This window comes from Salinicola halophyticus (genome assembly GCF_003206695.1).
Taxonomy (GTDB): domain Bacteria; phylum Pseudomonadota; class Gammaproteobacteria; order Pseudomonadales; family Halomonadaceae; genus Salinicola; species Salinicola halophyticus.
Genome location: NZ_PZJN01000008.1, coordinates 47,426 through 74,031, shown reverse-complemented (window position 1 = coordinate 74,031; position 26,606 = coordinate 47,426). Strand labels below are relative to the sequence as shown.

The window sequence follows — 26,606 nt, the reverse complement described above, 5'->3', positions numbered from 1 at the left end:
GATGTTGTTTTGAAAGGCGATAAAATATTTGTCTTGTGCGGGCTTTTGTTTTTTTTGTCGGGCTGCGAAGGGGATCAGCCTGAGAAAGTGGAAGCCGTCGTAAGTATTCTTGAGTGTGAACCTGGCAATATCTTCTACAAGTCAGATGATGCAAAGGCTGTTGTTGTTGCAACTGCCCCGGTCATGGGTCCTCCCCCAGAAGGGCATGTGAGCATTGCTTTCAAAAGCAAAGGGAAAGTTTTGAGTACAGGATCAGCCAAATTGCACCAACAGCTGGGATCGATTGGGTCTAGCGATCCTGATTATACTTCTGTGTATGAAGCGGAAGTCGGCTCGGGGGAACGGTTAGAATCCCTAGATGAGTGTGAGGTTGTCAAGTATACGAGTGACTCAGGTAAAGAGGTCAACTTTACTGTCAAACCGTTTTCACAATAAGCAGGTTGTCTGGCAAAGTTCGCAGATGGAGGTATGCTGTCAAGGAGCCCGAGGATGTTGGGTGGTTATAACTTACGGTGGCTTCGATTAAGGCGTGCGAGGTACCTTATCGCTTTGCCTTTAATGATGCTTGCGGCCGCTGGATCGGCCATGTCGTCACCGACAAGGGCTACCTGATCGAATACGTCGACGTCTCCCACGACGAAGTGGTGGCGATCGATCCCGATAGTCCGCAGCCCATCGATGGCCGCTTGCAGCCGCCTGCCGACGAGCAGGAGTTTGCCTGCGCCGCCAACCCCTCGCACGCCTATCCGGGGCGTTGCGTAATGGTTCCCGATGCCGACAAGGCCCATAACGTCTATCTCTCCTTCTCCGACGTGGCCTGGACCAAGCGGGTCTGGAAAGAACACGCAACCAACGTGAACCAGCGACGTGACAACATGCGCCGCATCTCTCTCACGGAGTGGCGCGGGGGAAGCACCCAATACGCAGAGTCGCTGGAAAAATTGGGGGACATCGTCGCTGAGGCTGGGCGTGTCTGGACGCCACCAGATCGGCATGGTGCTTCAAGTACATGGCGTCCTGGTGCCTCGGGAACCTGGGGGCGTCAGGACGGACACGCTTTCGAGTTCAGCCCATTTCCGTTCCATGGCATGAAAGAGCAGGTCGAGGGACTCAAGCGGTGGGCAGACGAGCAGGCCGAACCGCTGGATATGACACCCATGCTGGTCGCGCTGGAAGACCCGGTGGGGATTTCGGCAGATCTCGCCAGCCTGACGGGCGTAAGGTTGAAGGAGAAAATGGCCGACCCTGAACAGGCCCGCCCTCTGGCGGTCTCGTCGGCCATCAATAACATCCGCCAAGGCATTCGCGAGGATGCTGAAAATCGCCAGATCTACCGTACCGAGCGTGACGCTTATCAGACGGTCTACGGTGGCCCCGGCGCGGGGGGCCGTGCGTTGGCCGGCCTGCTGGTCGATGGTTTTCAAGAGCGCCAGGAGGAGATGCTGGAGCGTTGGCGCAACCCTACGCCAGCACAGTTGGCGGCCGCCAAGGAGGATGCCTGGAACGACTATACCGCCAAGCTGGATATGTCTCGGCTTCAGACCTGGGAAGCCGCGTGGCAGAGTGAGATGCGAGACTTCGACAAGAACCGCATTGCGCCCCTGGCGCGTGCTCATGTCAGTTGGATGCAGAGCGGTCAGCTTCGTCGCCAACTGGATGCTGGGCATGATGACCAAGATATCGAATCTGGCGCTGCGTTCGTGGATGCCATGCTGATCTGTATCCAAGATACGCAGGAGTACTCGCCCTGTGCGGACCTATATCACCGCTGGTTATCCGCGTCGAATCTCGATCAACGTAATCTGGCGCTGCGGGCACTGGGTTACAACCAGAAGATCATATTGGAGCGCTGGGAAGGGCACGTCAGTGGTGGTTTACAGCCTGACTCCCTACGCGGTTTACCATGGGATGGCTTGATCAGTGGCTATGAAAATGCCCTTCAGGCCCTGCAGGATGGTAGCCAGAACGCCGTGGTCCGACTGACTGCCGCTTTGGGCGGTCCCTTCGCTAAGGTGGCGGCCAAGGCGGTCGATGGTGTCGTTGGTCCTGCGCTAGTCGGTATGGGGGTCATTGCACGTTCGCCGGTCATTCTGGCTGACGTGACGATGAGCAAGAAAGCAGCGATAGCCGAGTTGGTCGCAAAGATGGCGGCCATCAATCCCGAGATTGGTAATCTGGAAGACCTCAATCGCGCCATCGATATTCATATGCGCAAGGCGCGTATCTATGGCGTGCCGGTCGAAGGGACCGGAAGATTTCGCTACTTGATTCTGGCCAATCCCAAAGTCATCGAAGATTTCCCCGGCTTGAATGCGCAAGGTGGTGCAAGGCAACTGGCGGAATCGGCAATCCTTACCCAGGCAGATCGGCGCGCGATGACGCAGCTCAGGTGGCGGCAATTGCTGCCTACCGAGGCTGGGCTCGGTGTGGTCGCGGGTATTCTGCAGGCCATGGCGCTGTTCAAACTGTCCGATGATCTGGACAGCAGCATGGCCCACGAGCGAGGTGAGAACCAACGGCGTTTTCGCACGGGTATGGCTGGGCTGCTAGGCACGGTCGCGGAAACGGTCGGTAAATGGTCTGAGAGTGCCACGAAAGCCGGTAGTCGATTGGGACAAGCCATCGAGCGCTATGTCGGACGCTTTATAAGATTCGTTGGGCGGGGGCTAGGTGTCGGGGCTGGTGTTTTGATGGCTGTCTGGGATGGCATTCGTGGGTGGCAGGAAATTCAGGAAGGGAATGGCTGGGTTGGGGCACTGTTTTTAACCTCGGGGATAACGAGCTTTGTTGCTATGGTGGCCTTTACGAAACTGGGTGCACTAATTTTCGGCGCAGCTGCAACCGCCGTGGGCGTTGTTTTGCTGGTTTTGGTTATAGCTATTTCTGTTTTGATCGAGGTGTTCAAGGACAACAAGATCCAGGATTGGATGTAGCGCTGTTACTTCGGAAAATTCGAAAAAGGCGAGCGCTATCATGACCCGAAGCGGGAACTAAGCGAACTGGAACTGGCCCTAAACGACATGGAAGGGTGAGAAATGGATTACGCTGGATTGGACTACCGTAATATTCGCTTTCCTGCCGACCGCCCGCTAACTGAGGCCGAGCGCGCAGCAAGGTATAAACAGGACGGCTCAATTAATGCGTCGCCAATGGATTTTCTATCGACGATAAAGTTCAATAATAACTACATGGATTTGGTGGACCGCTGGTACCCGATAAAAGGCTTCAATACGTGGTTTGGTGCGTGTGTAGTCTTGGGGGGCTCTTTTTTGCTATCTTGATTATAACGGGTTTTTTTGGGGCTCCTGCCACTAATGAGAGGTCAGCGCTATGGTTTATGATAATTGTATTGCTGCCAATTTCACTGGGGCTGGTTTGGGGAGGCTGGTGGCTAATTCGCACCGAGTGTGGTCGCTATACTCACTATCCCATGCGTCTGAATCGCAAAAGCCGTCAAGTCTATTTTTTTCGCCAGGATGGCACGGTCTTGACCGTGCCGTGGGAATCATTGTTTCTGACATTGGGTGAATCGAAAAGCCCTTTGACAGGAACGACGTATGACCTACGCGCTCATGTGCTCGATGATGATGGTAAAACGGTTCGCGAGTCTTTTTCGCTTGGTTACCCTTCCCCTCTAGGTGATGCGCAGTCGATTGATAAATTTTGGGCCTTTCTGCAACCCTACATGGAAGCAGAAGATGGCGTGAAGAGAACCTGGCACCACCTCAAGGAAAATACGGGATATTTGGTGCCAGTCGATAATCGCAGGGAAGGCTGGCGCTGGAGCATTGCCCGCAGCTTTATGCTGGGAGCCCACTGGCCTTACCTTCAGCTTCTTTTTTCGCCCTTCCTTGGACTGAATGCACTAGGCCGTATGCTGGCAATGAGCACCAGCAAAATACCGCAATGGCCGGAAGAGGTGGAACGAGCCAACCCAGAGCAGCCGGACGACCCTTACCGACTGACCTGGCGCGATAATGGCCCGCTGGGCTGGTGGGAGCTTCACTGGCCCCTGCTGTGTACTGTGATTGGCGTGGGGGCTTTCGTCGGTGCTCTTGGCTGGATCGTCTCCGGTTTATGGCGCTAAACGGGTAGGTACTGCCCTCGCCAGTTCGATCTAGAGACCGTAACGATATAGCCCGAGGTGTGGTTTGCCTCGGGCGGATGACTGAATGCCCTACAGTTTTGATCTGTCTAGAGAGTGTTAGGGGATCGTTTTCTGCGAGTTAAGACGGATTATCTGACGTGGCTGAGATAGTAGATCTTGTACTCCCAGATTTGATGCTTATGAAGATTGGTGGGAGAGAGTGTCTCTATGGATTACTCGGGCTTTGGGAGTAGAGGAAAATTCCACACTAATCGACTGCTGACAGATGCAGAGCGTCTAGCATGTTATCAGCAGAAGGACGCTAAGCATGCTCAGCCAATGGATTTTCTGTCGGTGATAAAATTCAATAGCAATTATATCGATCTTGTCGATCGATGGTATCCAGTTCGCGGGTTCTGGGCATGGCTTTCAGTGATGCTGGGATGTGGCTCATTAGTGGTGTCTGTTGTATTGCTGTATGCGATTATTTTTCCGCTAGACGATCCTATGATTCCGGGGTTGATAGCAAAAATGCTTTTTGCGTTGCTCTCCTCGATGTTCTTTTTGTTTGCATGGTTCGGGGCGTGGTACGCTTTTAAAGCTGAGTGTTTAGAGTATACCCACTACCCCATTCGCTTGAATAGGGATACTCGAAAAGTTCATTTTTTTCGCCAGAATGGTACGGTATTGACCGTGCCATGGGACACTCTGTTTCTGACATTAGGGCAGTCGAAAAGCCCGCTGGTGGGAACGACCCACGATTTACGTGCCCATGTGCTCGGCGAAGATGGGGAGACAGTCCTCGAATCTTTTTCCCTGGGTTATACCTTTCCGGGAAACATGGAGTCCATGGATAAGTTCTGGGCGTTTTTGCAGCCCTATATGGAAGCTGAGGATGGCATAGAGCGCACGCATCAGGAGTTAAAGCAAAGCCTTTTGATGCCAGTCGATGGACGAAGAGAAGGCTGGCGATGGAGTATTTTTCGGACTTTTGCGCCAGGTCTACACTACCCATGGACAATGCTCCTGTTGTGTATTCCATTAGGTTTGAATGCCGTGGGTCGTATGCTGGCAATGAGCACCAGCAAAATACCGCAATGGCCGGAAGAGGTGGAACGAGCCAACCCAGAGGAGCCGGACGACCCTCACCGACTGACCTGGCGCGATAATGGCCCGCTGGGCTGGTGGGAGCTTTACTGGCCCCTGCTTTGCACTGTCATTGGCGTTGGCGCTTTTGTCGGTGTTCTTGGTTGGGTGATTTCTGGCCTATGGCGTTGAATGTGTAAGCATCTTTAGAAATTGTCAGCTATTAACATGCTGTGATTCAAAAGCCCATGGCACTTTTGCCATGGGCTTTTTGTTTCCAGCTCATCAATTCCAATCAGCTCATGTGCAGGGTCACGCCTCGTCCAGCTTCTGCTTGAGCACGCCATTGACCTGCTGCGGGTTGGCGGTGCCGCGGGAGGCTTTCATCACTTGGCCGACGAAGTATCCGATCATCTTGCCGCGCTTTTCCGGTTCGGCGTCGCGGTACTGGGCGACCTGCACTGGGCTGTCTGCGATGACCTGATCGATCATCGCTTCGATGGCGCCGGTATCCGTGACCTGCTTGAGGCCGCGGGTGTCGATGACTTCGTCGGCGCTGGCGCCTTCGTTGTTCCACAGCGCGGCGAAGACCTGCTTGGCGGCTTTGCCATTGATGGTGTCGTCGAGCACACGCTGGATCAGGCCACCGAGCTGCTCCGGCGTCACCGGGCTGTTCGAGATGTCGATGTTCTCGCGGTTGAGATGCGCGGAGAGCTCGCCCTGGACCCAGTTGGCGGCCTGTTTGGCATCGCTGCAGACGGCCAGCACGGCTTCGAAATACTCGGCCGTAGGGCGCGTCGCCGACAGCACGCCGGCGTCGTAGGCGGAGAGACCGAGGCTCGTTTCGAAACGGTTGCGCTTATCGGTGGGCAGTTCCGGCAGGGTGGTGCGCTGGTGTTCGATATAGGCGCTGTCGAGCATGATCGGCAGCAGGTCGGGGCAGGGGAAGTACCGGTAGTCGTTGGCTTCTTCCTTGGTCCGCATGCTGCGGGTTTCATCCCGATCCGGATCGTAGAGCCGGGTTTCCTGCACGACCTTGCCGCCGTCTTCGATCAGCTCGATCTGACGTTCGACCTCGAATTCGATCGCGCGCTCGACGAAGCGGAACGAGTTGACGTTCTTGATCTCGGCGCGGGTGCCCAGCGTTTCCTGACCCTTGGGGCGCACCGAGACGTTGACGTCGCAGCGCATCGAGCCCTCGGCCATATTGCCGTCGGAGATGCCCAGGTACGTGACGATGGCGTGAATCGCACGAATATAGGCGACCGCTTCCTTGGCCGAGCGCATGTCGGGTTCGGAGACAATCTCCAGCAGCGGCGTACCGGCCCGGTTGAGGTCGATCCCGGTCATGTCGCAGCCCATGCCGTTGGAGAACGTCTCGTGCAGCGACTTGCCGGCGTCCTCTTCCAGGTGGGCATGATGGATGCGTACGCGCTTGCGCACGTCGTCATCCAGCACCAGCTCGACTTCACCCCGGCCGACGATGGGCTGGGCCATCTGGCTGGTCTGGTAGCCCTTGGGCAGGTCCGGATAGAAGTAGTTCTTGCGCTCGAACAGCGAGGTCTCGGGGATATCGGCATCGATCGCCAGACCGAACTGGACGGCCATCGCCACGGCACCTTCGTTCAGTACCGGCAGCACGCCCGGCAGGCCTAGATCGATGGCGCAGGCCTGGGTGTTGGGTTCGGCACCGAACGCGGTGGAGGCGCCGGAAAATATCTTGGACTGAGTCGCGAGCTGGACGTGGACTTCCAACCCGATAACGGTTTCCCATTGCATTAGGTTGTCTCCTGGTCGCTCGGATGCCGACGGTGCCAGTCCGTCGCCTGCTGGAACTGATGCGCCACGTTGAGCAGTTGGCCCTCGGCAAAGTGCTGACCGAGAATCTGGAGGCCGATTGGGCGGCACCCCGTCGGGCGTTTGCCGGCAAATCCGGCGGGAACGCTGATGCCTGGAATGCCGGCGAGATTGGTGGCGATGGTGTAGACGTCCTGCAGGTACATCGAGACCGGGTCCTTCTTGGCGCCCAGGTCGAAGGCCGGGGTCGGCGCTGCCGGGCCCATCAATACGTCGACCTTCTCGAAGGCATCGAGGAAGTCCTGACGGATCAGTCGGCGAATCTGCTGCGCCTTGCGGTAGTAGGCATCGAAGAAGCCTTCCGACAGGGTGTGGGTCCCGATCAGGATGCGGCGCTTGACCTCGTCGCCGAAGCCCTCGGCGCGACTGCGCTTGTAGAGGTCTTCCAGGTCGACCGGACTGTCGCAGCGATGGCCGAAGCGCACGCCGTCGTAACGGGACAGGTTCGAGGACGCTTCCGCCGGCGCGATGACGTAATACGCCGGCACCGCCAGGTGGGTGTGCGGCAGGCTGACTTCGCACACCTGGGCGCCCAGCGACTCGTAGACCCGGATCGCTTCGCGAATGGCGCTTTCCACTTCCGCATCGAGGCCGTCGCCGAAGTATTCCTTGGGCAGGCCGATCTTGAGTCCGGTCAGCGGTGCATCCAGTTCGGCGAGATAGTCCGGCACCACGCGGGCGACGCTGGTGGAGTCGCGCAGGTCATGGCCGGCGATGGCACCGAGCAGATGCGCGCAGTCTTCCGCGCTCTGGGCCATCGGGCCACCCTGATCGAGGCTCGAGGCGAACGCGACCATGCCGTAGCGGGACACGCGGCCGTAGGTCGGCTTGAGTCCGGTGATGCCGCAGAACGCTGCCGGCTGGCGAATCGAACCGCCGGTATCGGTGCCCAGCGCCGCGGGGGCGAAGCCGGCGGCGACGGCGGCGGCGCTGCCACCGGAGGAGCCGCCGGGCACGGCGGTGCGGTCCCACGGGTTCTTGACCGGGCCATAGAAGCTCGATTCGTTCGACGACCCCATGGCGAATTCGTCCATGTTGGTCTTGCCGAGGCTGATCATGCCGGCAGATTCCAGCTTCTCGACCACGGTGGCGTTGTAGGGCGCCTGGAAGTTGTCGAGCATCTTCGAGCCGCAGCTGGTGCGAACGCCCTGGGTGCAGAAGATGTCCTTGATTGCCAGCGGCAGGCCGGCAAGCGGACGTGATTCGCCCTTGGCGCGAGCCTGATCGGCGGCATCGGCGGCGTTGAGCGCCTGATCGCGGGTGACGGTAACGAAGCTGTTGATGTCACCATCCAGACGCTCGATGCGATCGAGCAGGCTGGTGGTCAGCTCTCGGCTGGAAAAGTCGCCGGCCTTGAGGCCCTTGGCGAGTTCCGTGAGCGTCATATGATGCATGGGGTCGATATTCCCTGAGTCGAATCATTGTCCGCGGCGGTGCCACCGGCTTGCCGGGGTGGCACCTTGCAAAATCGGTGTCGAAATTATCTTCGGCTGTCGATAGCGTCGAACTTATTCGCCTGTCGATAGCGTCGAACTTATTCGACGACGCGTGGTACTAAGTAGAGGCCTCCGGCCGTTTCCGGTGCGCAGGCCTGAAAAGTATCGCGCTGGTTGGTTTCGGTGACTTCATCCGGGCGCAGACGCTGGGTGGCGTCCAGGGGGTGTGACAGCGGTACCACGCCGTCGGTGTCCACGGCCTGGAGGCGGTCGACCATCTCCAGGATCCGGGTCAGGTCACCGACATAGCCAGCCGCCTCGGCCTCGTTGTTGAGGCCCAGGCGGGCCAGATGGGCCGCGCGCAGCACGTCTGCGTGTTCGATTGCCATATGTTGAATGTCCTCTCATGGGGGACAACGTGTCTTGAGGCCGAGGACGCTACGTTCGAGCATCCGTTTCAGTCACGTTCGTCGCGGAAAGAAAGTGGTGTCGTGCCGAGGCCGTGGCGATCCGTTCGCGGCAACCCGTTCGTGACAACCCATCGGTTGCAAACCAGTCGTTGCAAATGGTGCGTTACGACCAGTCGATGACGGCAAGCCGCTCGAACGCCGTTACGACAAATCTGACCAGAGCAAATTCGCCAGGCAGCAAATGGAGGAGACATTATCATATTAACGCCCCATCTGGCAGGCTCGCGCTTGCTGCTTACCCCCCACGGTGATACCGTTTGCGTCCGCACAGGGTTCCGGTCTGCACTAGGTAAAAGTTTCCATGTTTAAACGTTTACGGGGGCTGTTCTCGAGCGATCTTTCGATCGATCTGGGGACCGCCAACACGCTGATTTACGTCCGCGGTCGCGGTATCGTCCTGGACGAACCCTCCGTTGTGGCGATTCGTCAATCCGGCAACATGCGCAGCGTTGCGGCCGTCGGCCTCGACGCCAAAAGAATGCTGGGGCGCACGCCCGGTAACATTACCGCCATCCGTCCGATGAAGGATGGCGTGATTGCTGATTTCACCGTTACCGAGCAGATGCTGCAGCATTTCATTCGCAAGGTTCATCAGAGCACTTTCCTGACGCCGAGTCCGCGCGTGCTGGTCTGCGTTCCCTGCATGTCGACGCAGGTCGAACGCCGTGCGATCAAGGAGTCCGCCGAAGGTGCTGGCGCTCGCGACGTCTATTTGATCGAGGAGCCGATGGCAGCCGCGATCGGCGCCGGTCTGCCGGTCGAAGAGGCTCAGGGGTCGATGGTCGTCGACATCGGTGGCGGTACCACCGAAATCGCGATCATCTCGCTCAACGGTGTCGTCTACTCCGAATCCGTTCGTGTGGGTGGGGATCGCTTCGACGAGGCCATCACTTCCTACGTGCGTCGCCACTACGGCAGCCTGATCGGCGAAGCCACGGCGGAGCGGATCAAGGAGGAGGTGGGCTGCGCCTACCCGGGTGGCGAGCTGCGCGAGATCGACGTGCGCGGGCGCAACCTGGCCGAAGGGATTCCGCGCAGTTTCACGCTCAACTCCCACGAGATTCTCGATGCGCTGCAGGAGCCGCTGGCGTCCATTGTCACGGCCGTGAAGAGTGCACTCGAGCAGTCTCCGCCGGAACTTGCCTCCGACATCGCCGAGCGCGGTTTGGTGTTGACCGGCGGCGGCGCGCTGCTGCGCGATATCGACAAGCTGATCGCCGAGGAAACGGGCCTGCCGGTCATCATCGCCGAAGATCCGCTGACCTGCGTGGCACGTGGCGGCGGCAAGGCGCTCGAGATGATCGACCAGCATACTTTCGAGCTGCTCTCCAGCGATTGAGGCCCGCCGCGACGGATGAGGTCGCCACGCGGCTTCCTTCGTCCTCGGTAGGTGGGGGTGAGGCCTATCAAACCGCTGTTTTCCTACGGTCCGATACCCACGTACCGCATGCTGTTGTGTGCGGTGCTGGCGTTCGCGCTCATGTTTGCCGAACACCGCTTCAGTGCGGTGGAGACGGCGCGCTCCCATATGACCTCGGTGGTGGCGCCGATCCAGTGGCTGGTGGCGCTGCCCAGCGAAGGGGTGCGCTGGAGCGCCATGGCGATCTCCGACCAGCAGACGCTGATCGACGAGAACGGTCGGCTGCGCGAGCAACTGCTGACGCTTTCCAATCGCGTCCAGCGAATGGCGAGCCTGACCGCCGAGAACATCCATCTGCGCGAACTGCTCAACGCGCCCAATCCCGCCGATGTGCCCTATATCACCGCTCAGCTGCTGTCGCTGGATTCCGATCCGTTCACGCAGCAGATGGTGATCAACCGCGGCCGGCGCGACAGCGTCTACATTGGCCAGCCGGTAATGGACGCCTCGGGCCTGATCGGGCAGGTGGTCTCGGTTTCGGCTTACACCAGTCGGGTGCTGATGGTGGCGGACGCGAACCACGCCGTACCGGTCGAGATCAATCGCAATGGTCTGCGTTTCATCGCCCAGGGCACGGGCCAGCTGGACACCCTCAATATCCCCAGCGTGCCGGCCACGGCAGATATTCGCGAAGGCGATCTGCTGGTGACTTCCGGGCTGGGCGGGCGCTTCCCGCAGGGCTACCCGGTGGCGCGGGTCAAGAGCGTCAAGCGCGAGTCGAGTCAGGCGTTCATGGAAGTAGCGGCCGAGCCGATTGCCCAGCCGGAACGTTCGCGTTACTTCCTGCTGCTGTTCCCTCCCGAAAAACCCGATGAAAACCTGAGCGGTCCGGAGCGGATGGCGCGTCAGGTGGTATGGCCCGGCGATCCCGGGCATCCGGCTATCAACCGTATCAGTGAAGACGCGCTGACCGCGGCGCTGACCCTGCAGTCCGAGGAACAGGAGTAGGCATGGGCCCGTTCGGTTATCTCTTTGTCTGGTTCACGCTACTGCTGGCGCTTTGTCTGCAGGTGATGCCCCTGCCGGATGCCTGGCTGGTCTGGCGGCCGGACTGGCTGGGCGTGCTGCTGGCCTACTGGTGCGTGGTGACCCCGCAGCGCGTGGGCGTTCTCCATGGCTTTGTGCTGGGGTTGATGCTCGATCTGATCGAGGGCGCGCCGCTGGGACAGAATGCCCTGGTGCTGTCGCTGCTCGCGTATCTCTTCCTGCTGTTGTACCAGCGCTTCCGGGTCTACTCGATCTGGCAGCAGGCGGTACTGGTCTTCATCCTGCTGGGCATTGCGCAACTGATCGAGCAGTGGTTGCGCACGATTTACGGCCCTATCTCCCTGAGCCTCGAATTTCTGCTGCCGGCGCTGATCGGCTCGCTATTGTGGCCGTGGCTCTACACCATGATGCAGGTGGTCAGGCGTCGTCTCGGTATCGGCTAGGGGCGCCCGCTTCAGGAAACTCGCCGGCGTATGGCGCTGGTGCCTTGTGACTGATCAGGAGACGATCCATGGAAGCTGCGCCGACACTGCGGCTGGCATCGGCTTCGCCACGGCGACTTGAACTGCTGGCGTCGATCGGGGTGGCGGTCGAGATCGCCCCCGCGGATATCGATGAGTCCTGTCTGGAAGGGGAGTCGCCCGAGCATTTCGTTTCCCGCCTGGCCCGCGAGAAGGCCGAAGCGGGGCACCGGGAAAGCGCCCTGCCCACGCTGGGGGCGGATACCGTGGTCGTCTGCGATGGCGCTATTTTCGGCAAGCCACGTGATGAAGCGCATGCCCGCGAGATGCTGACGGCGCTGTCCGGCCGAAGCCATCTCGTGCTGTCGGCGGTGGCAGTCATCGGTGCCCACGGTGTGCGCGAATGCCGGGTCGCCACGCAGGTGTTCATGCGTCGGATCGATGACGCGGAGATGGCCGCCTATTGGGCGACCGGAGAGCCGGCAGACAAGGCCGGCGGTTATGCGGTCCAGGGTCGTGCGGCGATATTCGTCGAACGCCTGGAAGGTAGCTACTCCGCCGTTGTCGGGCTGCCACTTTACGAAACAACGTCGCTGCTGCGCGCGCAAGGTGTGGCAGTGTGGGATGGCGCGTTGTGAAACGGCGTTCAAGAAGCACTTTTTATGAGTGAAGCGGGGGCTGTGCCATACTCCTCGCTGCTCCGTTCGCCCGTCAGGGGTGTCGCCGATGCGCTCGAACCACTCGCCACAAGGATGCCTGCATGAGCGGTGAGGTACTGATCAATCTGACGCCGATGGAGACACGGGTCGCCGTGGTGGAAAACGGCGTGCTGCAGGAGGCCTTCATCGAGCGTAGCCGACGCCGCGGCATCGTCGGCAATATCTACAAGGGCAAGGTGGTGCGGGTGCTTCCGGGTATGCAGGCCGCGTTCATCGATATCGGGCTCGAGCGGGCCGCGTTCATACACGTCAACGAAGTCCTGCCGCCCGACGCCTCGCATGATTCGATGCGCGATGAGCCGGCGTCGATCAGCCATCTGTTGCACGCCGGGCAGCCATTGGTGGTCCAGGTGACCAAGGATCCGATCGGGTCAAAGGGCGCGCGGCTGACCACGCATCTCTCGATCCCGTCCCGCTATCTGGTCTACATGCCGGATTCCCCTCACGTCGGCGTTTCCCAGCGGATCGAGGATGACGGAGAACGCGAGCGACTCAAGTCGCTGGTCGAAAGCGGTCAGGCCGAGTTGCCGGGCGAAGAGCGGGGAGGATTCATCATTCGTACCGCCGCGGAGGGCGTCGGCCGGGAAGAGCTCTTCGCCGACATGGTCTTTCTGCAGCGGCTGTGGCAGAAAGTCTCCGAGCGGCGAATCACCGCCCCGATAACCACGCCGATCTACGACGACCTGCCGCTGTTCATCCGCACCCTGCGCGACGTGATGCGCGATCAGATCGAGAAGGTGCGCATCGACTCCCGCGAGAACTACTTCAAGCTCAAGGAGTTCGCCCGGGAGTTCATGCCGACCATGGAATCGCGCATCGAGTATTATCCCGGGGAGCGTCCGATCTTCGATCTCTACAGCGTCGAAGACGAGATCCAGAAGGCGCTGGGTCGCAAGGTTCAGCTCAAGTCCGGGGGCTACCTGGTCATCGATCAGACCGAGGCGATGACCACCATCGACGTCAATACCGGTGGCTACGTCGGGCATCGCAATCTCGAAGAGACGATCTTCAAGACCAACCTCGAGGCCGCCACGGCTATCGCCCGACAGCTGCGGCTGCGCAATCTGGGCGGCATCATCATCATCGATTTCATCGACATGGAGGAGCTCGAGCATCAGCGCCAGGTGCTGCGGGTGCTCGAGAAGTCGCTGGAGCGGGATCACGCCAAGAACAAGCTGACCGGCGTCACCGAACTGGGCCTGGTGCAGCTGACCCGCAAACGCACGCGCGAGAGTCTGGAGCAGACGCTGTGTGAGGCCTGTCCCACCTGCCTGGGGCGCGGCTCGCTGAAGACGCCGGAGACGATCTGCTATGAAATCTTCCGCGAAATTCTCCGCGAAGAGCGGGCCTATTCGCCGGAGACCTACATGGTGCTGGCGTCGCAGTCGGTGGTCGACCGCCTGCTCGACGAAGAGTCTTCCGCCGTGGCTGACCTCGAGTCCTTCATCGGCAAGACCATTCGATTCCAGGTCGAGGCCCACTATTCCCAGGAACAGTACGATATCGTACTGATGTGAGCCGATGAGTCGTCCGCCGATCACTCGTTTACGTATGACGGTGCGCTGGCTGCTGACGCTGGTCGCCCTCGTTGCCATCGTCATCGCCGTGCTCTCCACTGGGGTGCGGCTTGCCGCGTGGCAGATCGACCGGCTGAGTCCCTGGCTGACCTCGACGTTGGAAGACCAGCTCGAAGCGCAGGCCGAGCTCGGCCATCTGGCCCTCGCGGTGAATCGTGGTAATCCTCGCCTGACGCTGGACGACTTCCGCCTCGATAGCCGCGAGGGCCAGGCGCTGCTCGAGCTCGATCATGCCGCCGGGCGTCTCGACACGCTCTCCAGCTGGCGGCTGGGCGCCCCGGTGGTTCGCGGCGGTGAGGTCGACGGCTTGACGCTCCACCTCTACCAGGGCGCCGATGGCCGCTGGGGCTGGCCCGACGGTGCCGGCAGTCGCTGGTTCGGCGGGCGCGACGATGCCGATTCCTCGCAATCCCCCCTTGATGTCGATGGCTGGCTGCGAACGCTGCTGCGTCAGCAGGCGCAGCTCGAGAATGTCACGCTGGTCCTGCACGGCAACCGTAACCAGGCGGCGGTGTCACTGCCCCAGCTGACGCTCGCCAGTCGAAACGGTCAGGCCTCGATCCAGGCGACTCTTGCCGCCGACAACGAGAAGGCGGGCCGACTGCATCTGACGATCGAAAGGGGTGATGAAACCGACCCGAGTGAAAGCGGCAGTAATGAAAGCGGCAGTAATGAAAGCGACAGTGCAGACAACGGCGCGCCAACCGCTGCCGGGGCGGGCGGACATCATCCCGATGCTCATCTTGCCGCCGAGTTCGATCTGGCCGCGCTGTCGCCGTCGCTGGCAGTGTTGAGTTCGGGCCTGCCCAAGGCGCTGGGCGAGATCGATGGGCAGGTCTCGCTGGCGGGAGAGTGGCGAGACGGCGGCCCGCGCAACGCTCGCCTGTCCGTGGACGTGCCTCGTCTGCGGGTGATTGACAGTCGTAACGCCATATCTGAGACGCTGACGCAGCTGGGATTCGATGCTCACCTCGACCGAAACCGCGATGGTCAGTGGCAGGCCTGGCTGGACAATTTACGCCTCTCGCACACCGGGCTGGCGGCGATCGACTGGCCGCAGCAATTGCAGGCGCAGTCTACGGAGAACGGCTGGTGGCTGCGAAGCGCGCCTTTCGATCTGGCCGGGATGACCGACTATCTGCGCTATCTGCCACTGCCGTTCGAACTATCGCAGACGCTGATTCAGCTCGATCCCCGAGGCCACGTCGCCGGTCTGGAAGTGGGACAGGATGACGGCGAGTGGTATGCCCAGAGCGCGCTGGAAGGCGTCTCGCTGACGGCCTGGAACGAAATCCCCGGTGGCGGGCCGGCCGACGCATGGGTCGTCTATCAGGGACAGGGTGGAACGGTCTCTTTCGTCGGTGGCGAGGGCGCCCGGTTTGCGATCCCTTCCGTCTATGCCGATCCGCTGGTTCTCTCCCACGCCAGTGGCGAGATCGACTTCGAACTGACCCGACAGGGCGCGGTGATCAGCGGCGAGAATTTGAAAGCGGGTTGGCGCGGCGCCAGCGCCGAAGGGCGATTCGGGCTGACGCTCTACGATGCCCAGGACAAGCCGGGTACCTTCATCCTCGATCTCTCCATTGCCAATGCCGACGCGCGAAATTCACGGGTGCTCTCCTGGCTGCCGACCCGAGTGATCGACGATAAAAAGCTGCGCGAATGGTTCAGCGGCGACATCGGCGGCATCGTCAAGCAGGGCAAGCTGGGACTGTCGGTCACGCTGAGCGACAAGGAAGCGCCGGAGGGTCAGATGTTCGTCAACCCGGACGACTACCTCCATCTTTCACTGGATGTGGCCGACGGGCGTCTGCAGTACGCCCCGGACTGGCCGGCGCTGGAGCGGGTCTACGGTCATCTACAGATGAACAACATGGACCTGGACGCCGATATTACCCATGCCACCAGCCATGGTCTGACCACGCGGGATGCCACCGTCACGCTTGCCGACAAGCAGTTGACGGTCAACGGTGATGTCAGCGGCAGTACCGCTGGCGTACTCGACTTTCTCGCCCAGGCACCGCTGGAGTCGATGAGCGATACGTTCGGCCGCTGGGAGAGCGATGGCGACGTCGACGCCAAGCTGCATATCGCAATGCCGATGGACGACGACAGCGATATCGAAACCGACATGGTGGTCGATGTCCAAGGCCAGGTCGACGCCGAGTCGCTGACGTTCCCCGAACTCCAGTTGACCCTCGGCGGCGTCAACGGCGACTTGCGCTACCGGCGCAACAACGGCGAGGACTACGTCACGGGAGATATGGGCGCGCGTGCTTTCGAGGGGCCGGTGTCGGCCCACTTCAATATCGGTGGCTATCAGTCCGGCGCCAGCGGCATCGCTTTCGAAGGGAGAGCGTTGGGGCGTGGGCTGCTCGACTGGGCGGGTATGTCGCGTGTCGGCGGTTTGCTGAGCGGTTTCTTTCCGTATCAGGCGGATCTGACGCTCGATGCCGAGAACAACGCCACTCTGTCGCTGCGCAGCAATCTGCAGGGGCTGGGTATCGCGTTGCCGCCGCCGTTCGGCAAGCCTTCCGATGACAAGGAGTCGCTAGCCATCGACGCCGACATCGCTGCCGGCACCGGTAAGGTGACGTTGGGCAGATGGGGACATGCGCGCTGGCGCACGATCGAGGATCAGGCTCAGGGTCAGGTGTGGTTGGACGGGTGGCCGGGCGAACAGGCCGCCTGGCCCAGTGAACCCGGCTGGTACGTGTTGTGGCGTCCGGATCGGGTAGATACGCAGCGCTGGGTCAAAGCCCTGAGCGAGCTCGAGGCTGACGATTCGTCGTCTACCGTGGAGAGCAACGTGGGAACGACTCTCGAAGACGACGTCGGCGATCCCGAGGCGAAGCCGGTAAAGGACGGAGGCGGGCTCAAGCGCGTGGCGCTGTCGACGCCGTGCATCCTGGTCGAAGGGCGCTGCCTGGGTGGGTTGCAGGCCGATGCCTCCCCGCTGGCGAGCGGCTGGCGACTCTCTCTCGATGGTGAGATCGCCGCCGGCAAGGCGAGCTGGCAGCCCAAGGCGGCGATGCCTGTCGATATCGACCTGCAGCGTCTCAACCTCGATGCGCTGACCCCGAAGCAGGACGATGGCGGCGAGAGCCAGACCGCGAGTCTGATGGACGAGATCGAGACCGCACCGCATCCGATCGCGCTGCCCAAGGCGCTGGCCCAGGTGCCGGCAGGACACGTGCGTATCGGTGAGTTCGAGCGCCAGGGCCAGCGTTTCGGGCCGTTCGAAGCGACCTGGAGAGCCGATGACCGGCAGCTCACCGTCGACCCGCTGACCCTGTCGTTGGGTGAGCTGAACCTGTCGGGTGCGCTGGAATGGCAAGCCGCCGGAGATGCCAGCCTGAGCCGGGCTCAGCTGCATGCCAGTGGCGGCGATGTCGGCAGCGCATTTCGCGTGATGGATCAGCAGGTGCCGATTACCAGCGAAAGCGCCAAGGGCGATCTGCAACTCTCCTGGCCGGGAGCGCCTTGGCAATTCGCACTGCCGCTGTCGACCGGTCGAGTTCAGACGACAATGGAAAACGGCCGGCTTCGACAGATCCATTCTTCCGGTGCCAAGCTGGTGGGGCTTTTCAATCTGGACAATATCCTGCGTCGCCTGCAGCTGGATTTTTCCGACGTGACCGATGGCGGTACCTCTTACAAACGGCTCGACGGCAGCGCGACCCTGTACAATGGAAGGTTGCAGACCGAAGGGCCGATCGTGGTCGACGGCACGGCGACGCGGTTCACCCTTGCCGGCAGCGTCGATCTCAATCGCCAGACCCTGGACCAGCGCCTCGGGATCACCGTCCCGGTGAGCCAGAATCTACCGCTGGTCGCGATCATGGTCGGCGCGCCTCAGGTCGGTATCGGCCTGTTCGTGTTCGACCAGCTGTTCGGCCGCTGGCTGGATCGCGCCACCCAGATCTACTATCGCATCGAAGGTCCCTGGTCTTCGCCGAACATCAACCTGGAAAGTGCCCGATGATCGCCATGACTCGACATCATGCGATTTTTTGCTGAGTGCCGATTTACGACTAACGGACGGGCTAGCGGCTCTGGGGGCGTCTTTCTATCGAGAGCCGTGTTTTTGAGTGCATATCCATGGAAATGCAGCGACTTAGCGTCGGTCATTCGATTTCATTTTTTTCGTTGTTAGAGAGTCGATGTCTGAACAGAGATGACAGATTCGGGCCCTTGCCCTATGTTGGGTAATGAAAGGAATGACCGTGAAAGCTAGATTTATCAACACCGGATAAAGGTGAGCGCGCCATGGCGAATACCCACAGTTTCACGATCGAAGACACCAAAATCGATGCAGAAGAGCTCGTTAGCCGTATTCAGGAAGAGTTGGGCGTTCATGCGCATGTCGGTGGAATATCGACATCGTCATCGACAGCGGAATCGGGCAAGACTGAAGAACATTCCACGATTCGTCTCCACTATATTCTGAAGCAAGAGGATGACGAAACAGAGGTCGAAAGCAAAATCAAAGCCATCGTTGAGGACATGAAGGAATAATATTGATCCGATCATTTTGGGAGCGTTATTCCGGTTCTGATTTTCCAGCCCGCTCTACAGCGGGTTTTTTGTGTCAGCATTTTGAGCAAAACGTATTTCTCAATGGTCCCGTTCTGTCCGTACCCCTTGCGTTTGGGATACGCTAGCACCATCTATCGTCAGTCTGGTGCGGTGATACCCCGAAAGCCTTGAGTGATGTTCAGCAAGGCCTTAAACGGTGGGTGGTCGCACTAAAAAGCAAAGGAAATCAGAACGGTATGAATTCTACTGGAACGATGAGTGGTGACGCTCTCAAGCAGGCAACGGCGCTGTTGCTGGCCCCCGGCGGGCTCGACGTAGGATCGCTGGATGTCGGCCTGGGCCACGCCATGGGCGCCGGCATCGACTATGCCGATCTCTTCTTTCAGCGCACTTGGCACGAGATGTGGGTGCTGGAAGATGGCGAGGTCAAGGATGCCAGCTACAGCATCGACGGCGGTGTCGGGGTGCGTTCGCTCTCCGGCGAGAAAACCGGCTTCGCCTATTCCAGCCAGATCAGCCAGGATGCATTGCTGGATACCGGGCGTACGGCTTCGGGTATTGCCCGCAGCGGTGACCGGCGTAAGCCGATGCCGATTCAGCTCGCGACGGCGACGTCGCGTTACCAGGGTATCGATCCGCTGAGTGGACTGAGTGCCGAGGACAAGATCGCCATGCTCAAGCAGGCGGATCGCGTGGCCCGGGCCGCCGACCCTTCGGTGACCCAGGTCAGCGCCTCGTTGACCGGCGTGCACGAAGTCGTGCTGGTATGTGCCAGCGACGGTACGCTCGCGGCGGATATTCGCCCGCTGGTGCGTTTCAATGTCAACGTGATCGTGGCCAAGGAGGGGCGCCGTGAGCGCGGCAGTGCCGGTGGCGGCGGCCGCTATTCGATGGAACGGCTGCGCGATGAGAACGTTGCCGACACCTACGCCAGAGAAGCCGTGCGCCAGGCGCTGGTGAATATCGATGCCGTGGCCGCGCCCGCGGGGCAGATGCCGGTGGTACTGGCCAACGGCTGGCCCGGCATTCTCCTGCACGAGGCGGTAGGTCACGGGCTCGAGGGCGATTTCAACCGCAAGGGCAGCTCGTCCTTTGCCGGGCGTCTGGGCGAGCAGGTCGCCGCCAGGGGCGTCACCGTCGTCGATGACGCCACGCTCAGTGACTGTCGCGGCTCGCTCAGCGTCGACGACGAGGGAACGCCGGGCCAGTACACGCCGCTGATCGAAGACGGCATTCTGACCGGCTACATGCAGGACAAGCTCAATGCGCGCCTGATGGGCATGAAGCCTACCGGCAACGCGCGGCGCGAATCCTACGCACATGTCACCATGCCGCGCATGACCAATACCTTGATGCTGGCGGGGAACGACGATCCGGAAGAGATCGTCAGGAGCGTCAAGAAAGGGATTTATGCGGTCAGTTTCGGCGGCGGTCAGGTAGACATCACCTCGGGCAAGTTCGTGTTCTCGGCATCCGAAGCGTATCTGATCGAGGACGGCAAGATCACCGCGCCGGTCAAGGGTGCCACGCTAATCGGCAATGGTCCCGAGGCGATGTCGCGCGTTTCGATGATCGGCAACGATATGGCGCTGGACACCGGTATCGGGGTCTGCGGCAAGGAGGGGCAGGGGGTGCCGGTCGGCGTGGGCCAGCCGACACTGAAGCTCGACGAGATCACGGTCGGGGGGACGGCGTCCTGACCTCGGCGGGCCTGCGCTTCGGCCATGCGGCGTCGACAACCGGCATCGGCATGCTCATCGATAACCCATCAACTCCGCTGCCTTGTCGGTTTTCGCCTAGCCTGGCCATTGCTCGGCCGCGCCGCACAGTGAAGGCGTCACGGACAGATCAAAGGCCGGCGGTATCGCGGATCAGCTGGAACAGCTTGCGCGAACTGGCGGGCGGCTTGCCACGCTGTTTTTCGCTACGGGCGTTGCGAATCAGCTGGCGCAGGGCCTGGCGATCGACCTGGGGGTGCGCTTCGATGAACGGTTCGAGCGCTTCGTCGTCTTCGATCAGCCGATCGCGCTGCTGTTCGAGCCGGTGGAAGGCAGCGTTGCGCTGGACGTGTTCATTGTCGATCTCTTCGAACGCCGCTCGGATCGCATCGCGATCCTCCTTGCGCATGACCTTGCCCACATACTGCATGTGGCGGCGCCGGCCTTCGTGGGAGCGAACGCGACCGGTCTCCTCGACGGCCTCGCGCATGTCGTCGGAAAGCGGCAGCCGGGCTCGGACGGCGGGCTCCAGCGCGATGATGCGTTCGCCTAGCGCCTGTAGCTCCTGCATCTCGCGTTTGAGCTGGCTTCTGCTGGGCGGCGCGTCATCCTCGAAAGGCGTGTCGTTGTCCGATTTTCTACCCATGATCTTGACCCTGGCGACGAAGAATGAGGGCCGCAGTATATCAGCGTGATCCGGCTCGCCCACGTCTCGCGTCCGTTCGATGCGCGAATCCGTGCTGATGGCGTCGCTGGCCGAGGTCTTCTTGAGCGGAAACGCTTTGATTGTCGCCGTCTTCCGACCCGGTTTTCGATCAGGTTTTTGACTGTGATGTCTATGATCCGAGTTTTACGAATCAGGAGTTTGAGATGAGCCAAGCCTTCAATGCCGAGGCGCAGCAGTCGCGTCTCGAAGAGCGCGCCAGCATGGCGTTGGACCTTGCCAGTCAGATGGGCGCGGATGCCTGCGAGGTCGGCGCCAGTGTCGATCAGGGGCTGGGTGTGAGTGTGCGTCTCGGTGAAACCGAGACCGTGGAACTGTCTCGCGATCAGGGTATTGCGGTCACGGTCTACGTCGGCAATCGCAAGGGCAATGCGTCGTCGTCGGATGCCGGCGATGCGTCCCTTCGCGCAGTCGTCGAAAAGGCGATCTCGATCGCGCGTTACACCGGCGAAGATCCGGCCTCGGGCCTAGCCGACGCTCGGCTAATGGCAACCGACTTGCCGGATCTGGATCTGCATCATCCCTGGGCGCTGAGCACCGACGAGGCGATCGAGCTGGCGCTGCGTTGCGAAAACGCCGGACGCGAGCGGGCCGGGATCACCAACTCCGAGGGAGCGAGCCTCTCTTCCTCCGAGGTGGTGACGGTGTATGCCAACAGCCATGGCTTCCTCGGCAGCAAGCGGGGGACGCGACATTCGCTCTCCTGCCTGCTGATCGGCGGCAGCGGCGACGCCATGCAGCGCGATCATGATTTCACCACCGCGCGCAAGTCCGCCGATCTGGCAAACCCGGAGTCGGTGGGCATCAGCGCGGCGGAACGCACGCTACGCCGCCTGGGGGGCCAGCGGCCGAAGACCGGGCGGCTGCCGGTACTGCTGGCACCGGACATGGCACGCAGTCTGGTCGGCAATCTACTCAACAGCATCGCCGGCGGCGCGCTCTACCGGGAGTCCTCGTTTCTCTGCGATCAACTGGGCGAGACGCTGTTCCCCGAGTGGTTTTCGCTGGGCGAGCATCCGCGCGAGATCGGTGGCATGGCGAGCGCGGCGTTCGATGGCGACGGCGTGGCCACCCGCGACAACGTGTTCATCGATCGCGGCAAGCTGGCGAGCTACATGCTGTCGGCTTACAGCGCTCGCCGGCTGGGGCTTGAGACCACCGGCAACGCGGGCGGAGCGCGCAACGTGCGCATTCAGGCGCCGACGACGCCGCTGGAGAGTCTGATGCAGCAGATGGGCACGGGCATTCTGGTGACCGAGATGATGGGGCAAGGCCTCAATCCGGTGACCGGTGACTATTCGCGCGGTGCGGCCGGCTTCTGGATCGAGAATGGCCGGATATCCCACCCGGTCGAGGAGTTCACGGTGGCAGGCAACCTGCGCGACATGTTTGCCGGCCTGCAGGGGATCGGCGACGACATCGATCGGCGCGGCAGCATCCAGACCGGCAGCTGGCTGCTCGATTCGATGACGATTGCGGGGCAGTAGAGGCTGGAGCTACGAGCTACGAAAAAAACGTCAGCGACGCCGTCGCTGACGTTTTTTTCTGGCAGAAGCCGGCGGCTTGCGGCCTCAGGCGTCGAAGCGGTCCTTGATATAGGTGATCTCGGTGCGCCCGTGAGCTGCCGGCGCCCCATCCTCGCCTAAATTGACGAAGACCATTCTGTCGATCGTCAGGATGCTCTTGCGCGTGATCTTGTTGCGAACGTGGCACTCCAGCGTGATCGAACTAGTGCCAAAATGGGTGGCAGTGATGCCGAGCTCGATGATGTCGCCCTGGCGGGCGCTGGAGACGAAGTTGATCTCCGAGATGTATTTGGTCACCACCTGGGCGTTACCCAGCTGAATGATGGCGTAGATCGCGGCCTCTTCGTCAATCCAGCGCAACAGACTGCCGCCGAATAGCGAGCCGTTGGGATTGAGATCTTCGGGTTTGATCCACTTGCGGGTATGGAAGTTCATCGGCATCTCCTGTTTTCGATAGCTGGCACGCTCTGGCAGCTGGCGCGTCTCGGTCTCTTCGAGAGGCTTCGCTATCTTGCCTTTACAGATAAAATACGGTTGCCAGTCCCAGGAAGGCGACGAAGCCCACGACATCGGTGATGGTGGTCAGCAGGACGCCGCCGGAGAGCGCCGGGTCGATCTTGAACTTCTTGAGCAGCACCGGGATCAACGTGCCGGCGAGGGTCGCGACGGTCAGATTGATCACCATCGCCATGGCGATGATCTCGCCCAGCCGAATGTCGTCGAAGCGAAACACCGACATCGTCCCCACGACGACCGCCCAGATCAGGCCGTTGGTCATGCCGACGAGCAGCTCGCGCACCAGCAGCCAACGAACGTTGGCCCCGGAGACGTGGCCGAGCGCGATGCCGCGAATCATCACGGTCAGGGTCTGGGAGCCGGCGATGCCGCCCATGCTGGAGACGATCGGCATCAACACGGCGAGCGCGGCGATCTGCTGAATCGTATCTTCGAAGAAGCCGATGGCGATGGAAACGATGGTCGCGGCGAGCAGGTTGATGCCCAGCCAGACCGCGCGTCGGCGGCTGGTTCTCAGTGCTGGCGCGAAGGTGTCCTCGTCTTCGTCCAGACCCGCCATGCTCATGACCTGGTGCTCGGCGTCCTCGCGGATGACGTCGACCACGTCATCGATAGTGATGCGGCCGAGCAGCTTGCCGTCGATACCGACCACCGGCGCCGATATCAGATCGTGCTTCTGGAACAGGGTGGCGACGTCGGTGTCCGACGCGATGGCCTGGATCGCGTGAAAGTCGGTCTCCATGACCTCACGCACCAGCACCGAAACGTCCGATACCAGCAGGCGGTTGAGCGATAGAATGCCGATCAGCTCGTCGCGACGCGTGACCACCAGCAGCGTATCCGTGGCATCGGGCAGGCGCTCGTGGCGGCGCAGGTAGCGCAGCACCACGTCCAGCGTGATGTCCGGACGGATCGTGATCGCGTCCGGGTTCATCAAGCCGCCGGCGGTATCCTCGGGATAGGAGAGGACGGCCTCGACCCGCTGGCGCTCCTGTGCCTCCATCGACTGGAGGACTTCCTGGATGACGGTGTTGGGAAGCTGCTGCAGCAGGTCGGCGAGATCGTCGACATCGAGACCTTCGGTGGCCGTCAGCAGCTGTTCCGCGTCCATGCGGTTGAGGAATTCGATCTGGACGTCGTCGCCCAGATACTGCAGCACATCGCCGTGGAGGTCGGGATCCAGCAAACCCCACAGGATCTCGCGTTCCTTGGGCGGCGTGGACTCCAGCAGGTGGGCGACGTCTACCGGCGCCAGCCCCCGATTGAGCATGCGCCTGGCCTGGTCCAGTGCGCCGCTTTCGAGGGCTTCGTTGAGCTTGGCCAGCCGGGGCTGCAGTTTTTCGGGATTGTTGCTCATCCTGAACGGTCATCCTTGAGCGACTGGCGGTAGGATGAGCATTCTACCATCGTCGAAAAAAATGACGAGGATGTAAAACACTGTTCACGAATGGGTCGGCAGCGTGAGCGCTACTCGTCCTCGTGAAAACGCGCCTCGAACAGCGCGACGATCGCCTCCATGGCAGCATCTGCCTCGTCGCCGTCGGTTACCACGGTCAACTCGGTACCGCAGGGGGCGGCGAGCATCAAAAGGGACATGATGTTGGCGGCGTCCGCGCGGCGTTCGCCATGGTGGATGGCGACGCGAACGGAGAACGGCTGGCAGCACTGCACCAGCTTGGTGGCGGCCCGGGCATGCAACCCGCGGCGGTTGGTCAGACGAAGTTCACGTGTTGGCATCGTGCTCGGATGATCCTGCCTCTTTTGACGGCGCAGCCAGCGATACCGACGCCTTCGAGAGTTCGGTATGAATACCGAGTTCGCGATGACGAAGCCGGGTATCGACGGCTTCATGATGGAAATGGTGAGCCAGCCGCTCGATCAGATAGACCGAACGATGCTGGCCCCCTGTACAGCCGATCGCCAGCGTCAGGTAGCTGCGATGACTGGCCAGGTAGGCCGGTAACCAGCGATCGAGCCAGGCGTGAATGTCGTCGGCCATGGCGTGAACGTCGGGATAGGACTCCAGAAATTCGATGACCGGTTGGTCGCGGCCGTCGTAGGTGCGAAGGCCGGGATCCCAGAACGGGTTGGGCAGACAGCGTGCATCGAACACCATGTCGGCATCCAGCGGCACGCCGCGTTTGAAACCGAAAGACTCGAAGGTCAGGGTCAGGCGTCCGCCGCGGTGGCTGGCGACCTGTTCGCTGATCCGCCCCCGTAGGTCGTGTACCGATAATCCGCGGGTGTCGATCACTAGGTCGGCCATGCGGCGAATCGGTGCGAGATACTCCTGCTCGTGATCGATGGCCTCGGCCAGCGTCATGTCGTTACCGCGAGTCAGCGGATGGCGTCGACGGGTGGCCGAGTAGCGCTCGAGCAGGATCTTGGCATCGGCGGTCAGATAGACGACCTGAGTGTCGATGCCGCGCTCGCGCACCGCCTCCAGCAGGCCCGGAAAGCGCTCTAGCGACTCCGGAAGGTTACGGGCATCGATGCTGACCGCAACATTGGACCGCGAGGGCGGCGCGCCGCGCAGCTCGTCGATCAGCGGCGCCAGCAGATTGGCCGGAAGGTTGTCGATGGCGTAGTAGCCCAGATCTTCCAGCGCCTGCAAGGCGATCGATTTTCCCGATCCCGAGAGGCCGGTGATGATGACGAGCTGCATGGTTTGTCCGTCCTGATTTAACCGTCGTCGCTGCTGTGATGGCGGATGGCGTCGACCAGCGCATCGTGCAGCGCGGCCTGCGTCTCGACCTGACGCAACTGCTGGCGGACGCTGCTCTGGCTCATGATGCCGGCGACTTCTGCCAACAGCGAGAGATGGGCTTCATCGGCCTCTTCCGGCACCAGCAGTACGAACACCAGATCGACCGGTTCGCCATCGATCGCATCGAAGTCGATCGCATCCTCCAGGCGCATGAAACCTGCCACCGGCACCTTGCAGTGAGGGCTTCGCGCATGAGGGATGGCAACGCCGTGACCGATTCCCGTGCTGCCCAGCCGCTCGCGGCCGATCAGACGACTGAAAACTTCCTGGCTATCCAGGCTGGGTGTGTTTTGGGCGATGAAGGTGCTGAAGAATTCCAGCAGACGTTTTTTGCTGCCCCCCGTGACCCCGTAAAGGGTACGTTCGGGGGGCAGAATGCTTTCCAGTGTCATCATCAGGCGTTAACGGGCGCCAGCGCCTTGGGCGCGGGCTTGTGCCTTCTCTTTGTGTTTGACCAGTTGACGGTCGAGTTTGTCGGCCAGCGAATCGATGGCGGCGTACATGTCGGTTTCGCTAGCCTCGGCGTGTAGATCGGCGCCAGCGGCATGCAGGGTACAGGCAGCCTGTTGACGCTCCTTCTCGACACTCAGGGTGACCTGAACATTGGTGATGTTGTCGTAGTGACGCTCCAAACGAACGAGCTTCTCTCCAACATAGTCCCGTAGGGCGTCGGTCAGCTCGACGTGGTGGCCGGTAACGTTCACTTGCATGGCACG

23 protein-coding genes are annotated in these 26,606 nt (G+C 61.0%); 13 read left to right on the top strand and 10 right to left on the bottom strand.

The genetic code is table 11. From position 1 onward, the window contains the following. The first annotated feature begins 9 nt into the window (after positions 1-9). From DOM58_RS17505 to DOM58_RS13225, 4 genes are all read left to right on the top strand, one after another. On the top strand, positions 10-435 hold the full coding sequence (locus tag DOM58_RS17505; RefSeq protein ID WP_157957544.1) for a hypothetical protein: 426 nt from the start codon (positions 10-12) through the stop codon (positions 433-435). 77 nt (positions 436-512) lie between these two features. Beyond that, complete coding sequence (locus DOM58_RS13240; RefSeq protein WP_110693229.1) at positions 513-2,933, top strand: T6SS effector BTH_I2691 family protein; 2,421 nt, start codon at positions 513-515, stop codon at positions 2,931-2,933. 416 nt (positions 2,934-3,349) lie between these two features. Continuing rightward, positions 3,350-4,087, top strand: coding sequence for a DUF6708 domain-containing protein (locus DOM58_RS17500; protein ID WP_157957543.1), 738 nt, complete (start codon positions 3,350-3,352; stop codon positions 4,085-4,087). A gap of 228 nt (positions 4,088-4,315) precedes the next feature. Continuing rightward, entirely contained in the window at positions 4,316-5,365 is a 1,050-nt protein-coding gene (locus DOM58_RS13225) for a DUF6708 domain-containing protein (protein WP_157957542.1), read from the top strand. A 120-nt stretch (positions 5,366-5,485) separates the two neighbouring features. On the opposite strand, the gene gatB is transcribed toward DOM58_RS13225, so the two are convergent. The 3 genes from gatB to gatC all read right to left on the bottom strand — a co-directional run bounded on the left by gatB (position 5,486) and on the right by gatC (position 8,855). Beyond that, positions 5,486-6,952, bottom strand: a complete 1,467-nt coding sequence (gatB, locus tag DOM58_RS13220; protein ID WP_110693225.1) for an Asp-tRNA(Asn)/Glu-tRNA(Gln) amidotransferase subunit GatB — start codon at positions 6,950-6,952, stop codon at positions 5,486-5,488. After that, positions 6,952-8,424, bottom strand: a complete 1,473-nt coding sequence (gatA, locus tag DOM58_RS13215) for an Asp-tRNA(Asn)/Glu-tRNA(Gln) amidotransferase subunit GatA (protein ID WP_110693224.1) — start codon at positions 8,422-8,424, stop codon at positions 6,952-6,954. Before gatA ends, gatB begins: the two co-directional genes overlap by 1 nt. Positions 8,425-8,564: 140 nt before the next feature. Continuing rightward, positions 8,565-8,855: an Asp-tRNA(Asn)/Glu-tRNA(Gln) amidotransferase subunit GatC gene (gene gatC / locus DOM58_RS13210; protein WP_110693223.1), complete on the bottom strand. Its 291-nt coding sequence runs from the start codon at positions 8,853-8,855 to the stop codon at positions 8,565-8,567. 382 nt (positions 8,856-9,237) lie between these two features. Between gatC and DOM58_RS13205 the strand changes: the two genes are divergently transcribed. The 8 genes from DOM58_RS13205 (at position 9,238) to tldD (ending at position 20,339) form a co-directional block, all read left to right on the top strand. Beyond that, the gene (locus DOM58_RS13205; RefSeq protein ID WP_071232911.1) at positions 9,238-10,275 is read left to right on the top strand and encodes a rod shape-determining protein; all 1,038 of its coding nucleotides are present in this window, start codon (positions 9,238-9,240) and stop codon (positions 10,273-10,275) included. A 57-nt stretch (positions 10,276-10,332) separates the two neighbouring features. Beyond that, the gene (gene mreC / locus DOM58_RS13200; protein ID WP_280951141.1) at positions 10,333-11,304 is read left to right on the top strand and encodes a rod shape-determining protein MreC; all 972 of its coding nucleotides are present in this window, start codon (positions 10,333-10,335) and stop codon (positions 11,302-11,304) included. A 2-nt stretch (positions 11,305-11,306) separates the two neighbouring features. After that, on the top strand, positions 11,307-11,786 hold the full coding sequence (mreD, locus tag DOM58_RS13195) for a rod shape-determining protein MreD (protein WP_075563092.1): 480 nt from the start codon (positions 11,307-11,309) through the stop codon (positions 11,784-11,786). A 68-nt stretch (positions 11,787-11,854) separates the two neighbouring features. Beyond that, positions 11,855-12,442, top strand: a complete 588-nt coding sequence (locus tag DOM58_RS13190) for a Maf family protein (protein ID WP_110693222.1) — start codon at positions 11,855-11,857, stop codon at positions 12,440-12,442. A 122-nt stretch (positions 12,443-12,564) separates the two neighbouring features. Continuing rightward, the gene (rng, locus tag DOM58_RS13185) at positions 12,565-14,040 is read left to right on the top strand and encodes a ribonuclease G (protein WP_075563094.1); all 1,476 of its coding nucleotides are present in this window, start codon (positions 12,565-12,567) and stop codon (positions 14,038-14,040) included. A 4-nt stretch (positions 14,041-14,044) separates the two neighbouring features. After that, positions 14,045-18,085, top strand: a complete 4,041-nt coding sequence (locus DOM58_RS13180; protein WP_110693221.1) for a YhdP family phospholipid transporter — start codon at positions 14,045-14,047, stop codon at positions 18,083-18,085. Positions 18,086-18,369: 284 nt separating this feature from the next. Next, positions 18,370-18,618 (top strand): hypothetical protein, encoded by a 249-nt coding sequence (locus DOM58_RS13175; protein ID WP_110693220.1) that lies wholly within the window; start codon positions 18,370-18,372, stop codon positions 18,616-18,618. 257 nt (positions 18,619-18,875) lie between these two features. Beyond that, positions 18,876-20,339: a metalloprotease TldD gene (tldD, locus tag DOM58_RS13170; RefSeq protein WP_245392269.1), complete on the top strand. Its 1,464-nt coding sequence runs from the start codon at positions 18,876-18,878 to the stop codon at positions 20,337-20,339. 148 nt (positions 20,340-20,487) lie between these two features. Here tldD and yjgA read toward each other — a convergent pair whose 3' ends face one another. After that, the gene (yjgA, locus tag DOM58_RS13165; protein ID WP_110693351.1) at positions 20,488-21,003 is read right to left on the bottom strand and encodes a ribosome biogenesis factor YjgA; all 516 of its coding nucleotides are present in this window, start codon (positions 21,001-21,003) and stop codon (positions 20,488-20,490) included. 224 nt (positions 21,004-21,227) lie between these two features. Between yjgA and pmbA the strand changes: the two genes are divergently transcribed. Next, a complete protein-coding gene (pmbA, locus tag DOM58_RS13160; protein WP_110693218.1) occupies positions 21,228-22,568 on the top strand; it encodes a metalloprotease PmbA in 1,341 nt (446 codons plus the stop codon). A gap of 84 nt (positions 22,569-22,652) precedes the next feature. On the opposite strand, the gene DOM58_RS13155 is transcribed toward pmbA, so the two are convergent. From DOM58_RS13155 to hpf, 6 genes are all read right to left on the bottom strand, one after another. Then, on the bottom strand, positions 22,653-23,042 hold the full coding sequence (locus DOM58_RS13155) for an acyl-CoA thioesterase (protein WP_110693217.1): 390 nt from the start codon (positions 23,040-23,042) through the stop codon (positions 22,653-22,655). An 82-nt stretch (positions 23,043-23,124) separates the two neighbouring features. Further along, entirely contained in the window at positions 23,125-24,480 is a 1,356-nt protein-coding gene (mgtE, locus tag DOM58_RS13150; RefSeq protein WP_075563101.1) for a magnesium transporter, read from the bottom strand. Positions 24,481-24,590: 110 nt separating this feature from the next. Next, positions 24,591-24,860, bottom strand: a complete 270-nt coding sequence (locus DOM58_RS13145) for an HPr family phosphocarrier protein (protein ID WP_110693216.1) — start codon at positions 24,858-24,860, stop codon at positions 24,591-24,593. Then, a complete protein-coding gene (gene rapZ / locus DOM58_RS13140) occupies positions 24,847-25,788 on the bottom strand; it encodes an RNase adapter RapZ (protein ID WP_110693215.1) in 942 nt (313 codons plus the stop codon). The genes DOM58_RS13145 and rapZ overlap by 14 nt, the downstream gene beginning before the upstream one ends. 17 nt (positions 25,789-25,805) lie before the next feature. Next, positions 25,806-26,282: a PTS sugar transporter subunit IIA gene (locus tag DOM58_RS13135; protein ID WP_075563174.1), complete on the bottom strand. Its 477-nt coding sequence runs from the start codon at positions 26,280-26,282 to the stop codon at positions 25,806-25,808. 9 nt (positions 26,283-26,291) lie between these two features. Beyond that, positions 26,292-26,600 carry a ribosome hibernation-promoting factor, HPF/YfiA family gene (gene hpf, locus DOM58_RS13130; protein WP_075563104.1) on the bottom strand — a complete coding sequence of 103 codons (309 nt, stop codon included), beginning with the start codon at positions 26,598-26,600 and terminating at the stop codon, positions 26,292-26,294. Between the last annotated feature and the right edge of the window lie 6 nt (positions 26,601-26,606).

Excerpts from the sequence above, each read along its gene's own strand:
- DOM58_RS13225 (WP_157957542.1), top strand. The coding sequence starts at position 4,316 with ATGGATTACTCGGGCTTTGGGAGTAGAGGAAAATTCCACACTAATCGA.
- gatB (WP_110693225.1), bottom strand. The coding sequence starts at position 6,952 with ATGCAATGGGAAACCGTTATCGGGTTGGAAGTCCACGTCCAGCTCGCG.
- gatA (WP_110693224.1), bottom strand. The coding sequence starts at position 8,424 with ATGCATCATATGACGCTCACGGAACTCGCCAAGGGCCTCAAGGCCGGC.
- gatC (WP_110693223.1), bottom strand. The coding sequence starts at position 8,855 with ATGGCAATCGAACACGCAGACGTGCTGCGCGCGGCCCATCTGGCCCGC.
- DOM58_RS13205 (WP_071232911.1), top strand. The coding sequence starts at position 9,238 with ATGTTTAAACGTTTACGGGGGCTGTTCTCGAGCGATCTTTCGATCGAT.
- mreD (WP_075563092.1), top strand. The coding sequence starts at position 11,307 with ATGGGCCCGTTCGGTTATCTCTTTGTCTGGTTCACGCTACTGCTGGCG.
- DOM58_RS13190 (WP_110693222.1), top strand. The coding sequence starts at position 11,855 with ATGGAAGCTGCGCCGACACTGCGGCTGGCATCGGCTTCGCCACGGCGA.
- rng (WP_075563094.1), top strand. The coding sequence starts at position 12,565 with ATGAGCGGTGAGGTACTGATCAATCTGACGCCGATGGAGACACGGGTC.
- DOM58_RS13180 (WP_110693221.1), top strand. The coding sequence starts at position 14,045 with ATGAGTCGTCCGCCGATCACTCGTTTACGTATGACGGTGCGCTGGCTG.
- DOM58_RS13175 (WP_110693220.1), top strand. The coding sequence starts at position 18,370 with ATGGCGAATACCCACAGTTTCACGATCGAAGACACCAAAATCGATGCA.
- tldD (WP_245392269.1), top strand. The coding sequence starts at position 18,876 with ATGAATTCTACTGGAACGATGAGTGGTGACGCTCTCAAGCAGGCAACG.
- yjgA (WP_110693351.1), bottom strand. The coding sequence starts at position 21,003 with ATGGGTAGAAAATCGGACAACGACACGCCTTTCGAGGATGACGCGCCG.
- pmbA (WP_110693218.1), top strand. The coding sequence starts at position 21,228 with ATGAGCCAAGCCTTCAATGCCGAGGCGCAGCAGTCGCGTCTCGAAGAG.
- DOM58_RS13155 (WP_110693217.1), bottom strand. The coding sequence starts at position 23,042 with ATGAACTTCCATACCCGCAAGTGGATCAAACCCGAAGATCTCAATCCC.
- mgtE (WP_075563101.1), bottom strand. The coding sequence starts at position 24,480 with ATGAGCAACAATCCCGAAAAACTGCAGCCCCGGCTGGCCAAGCTCAAC.
- DOM58_RS13145 (WP_110693216.1), bottom strand. The coding sequence starts at position 24,860 with ATGCCAACACGTGAACTTCGTCTGACCAACCGCCGCGGGTTGCATGCC.
- rapZ (WP_110693215.1), bottom strand. The coding sequence starts at position 25,788 with ATGCAGCTCGTCATCATCACCGGCCTCTCGGGATCGGGAAAATCGATC.
- DOM58_RS13135 (WP_075563174.1), bottom strand. The coding sequence starts at position 26,282 with ATGACACTGGAAAGCATTCTGCCCCCCGAACGTACCCTTTACGGGGTC.
- hpf (WP_075563104.1), bottom strand. The coding sequence starts at position 26,600 with ATGCAAGTGAACGTTACCGGCCACCACGTCGAGCTGACCGACGCCCTA.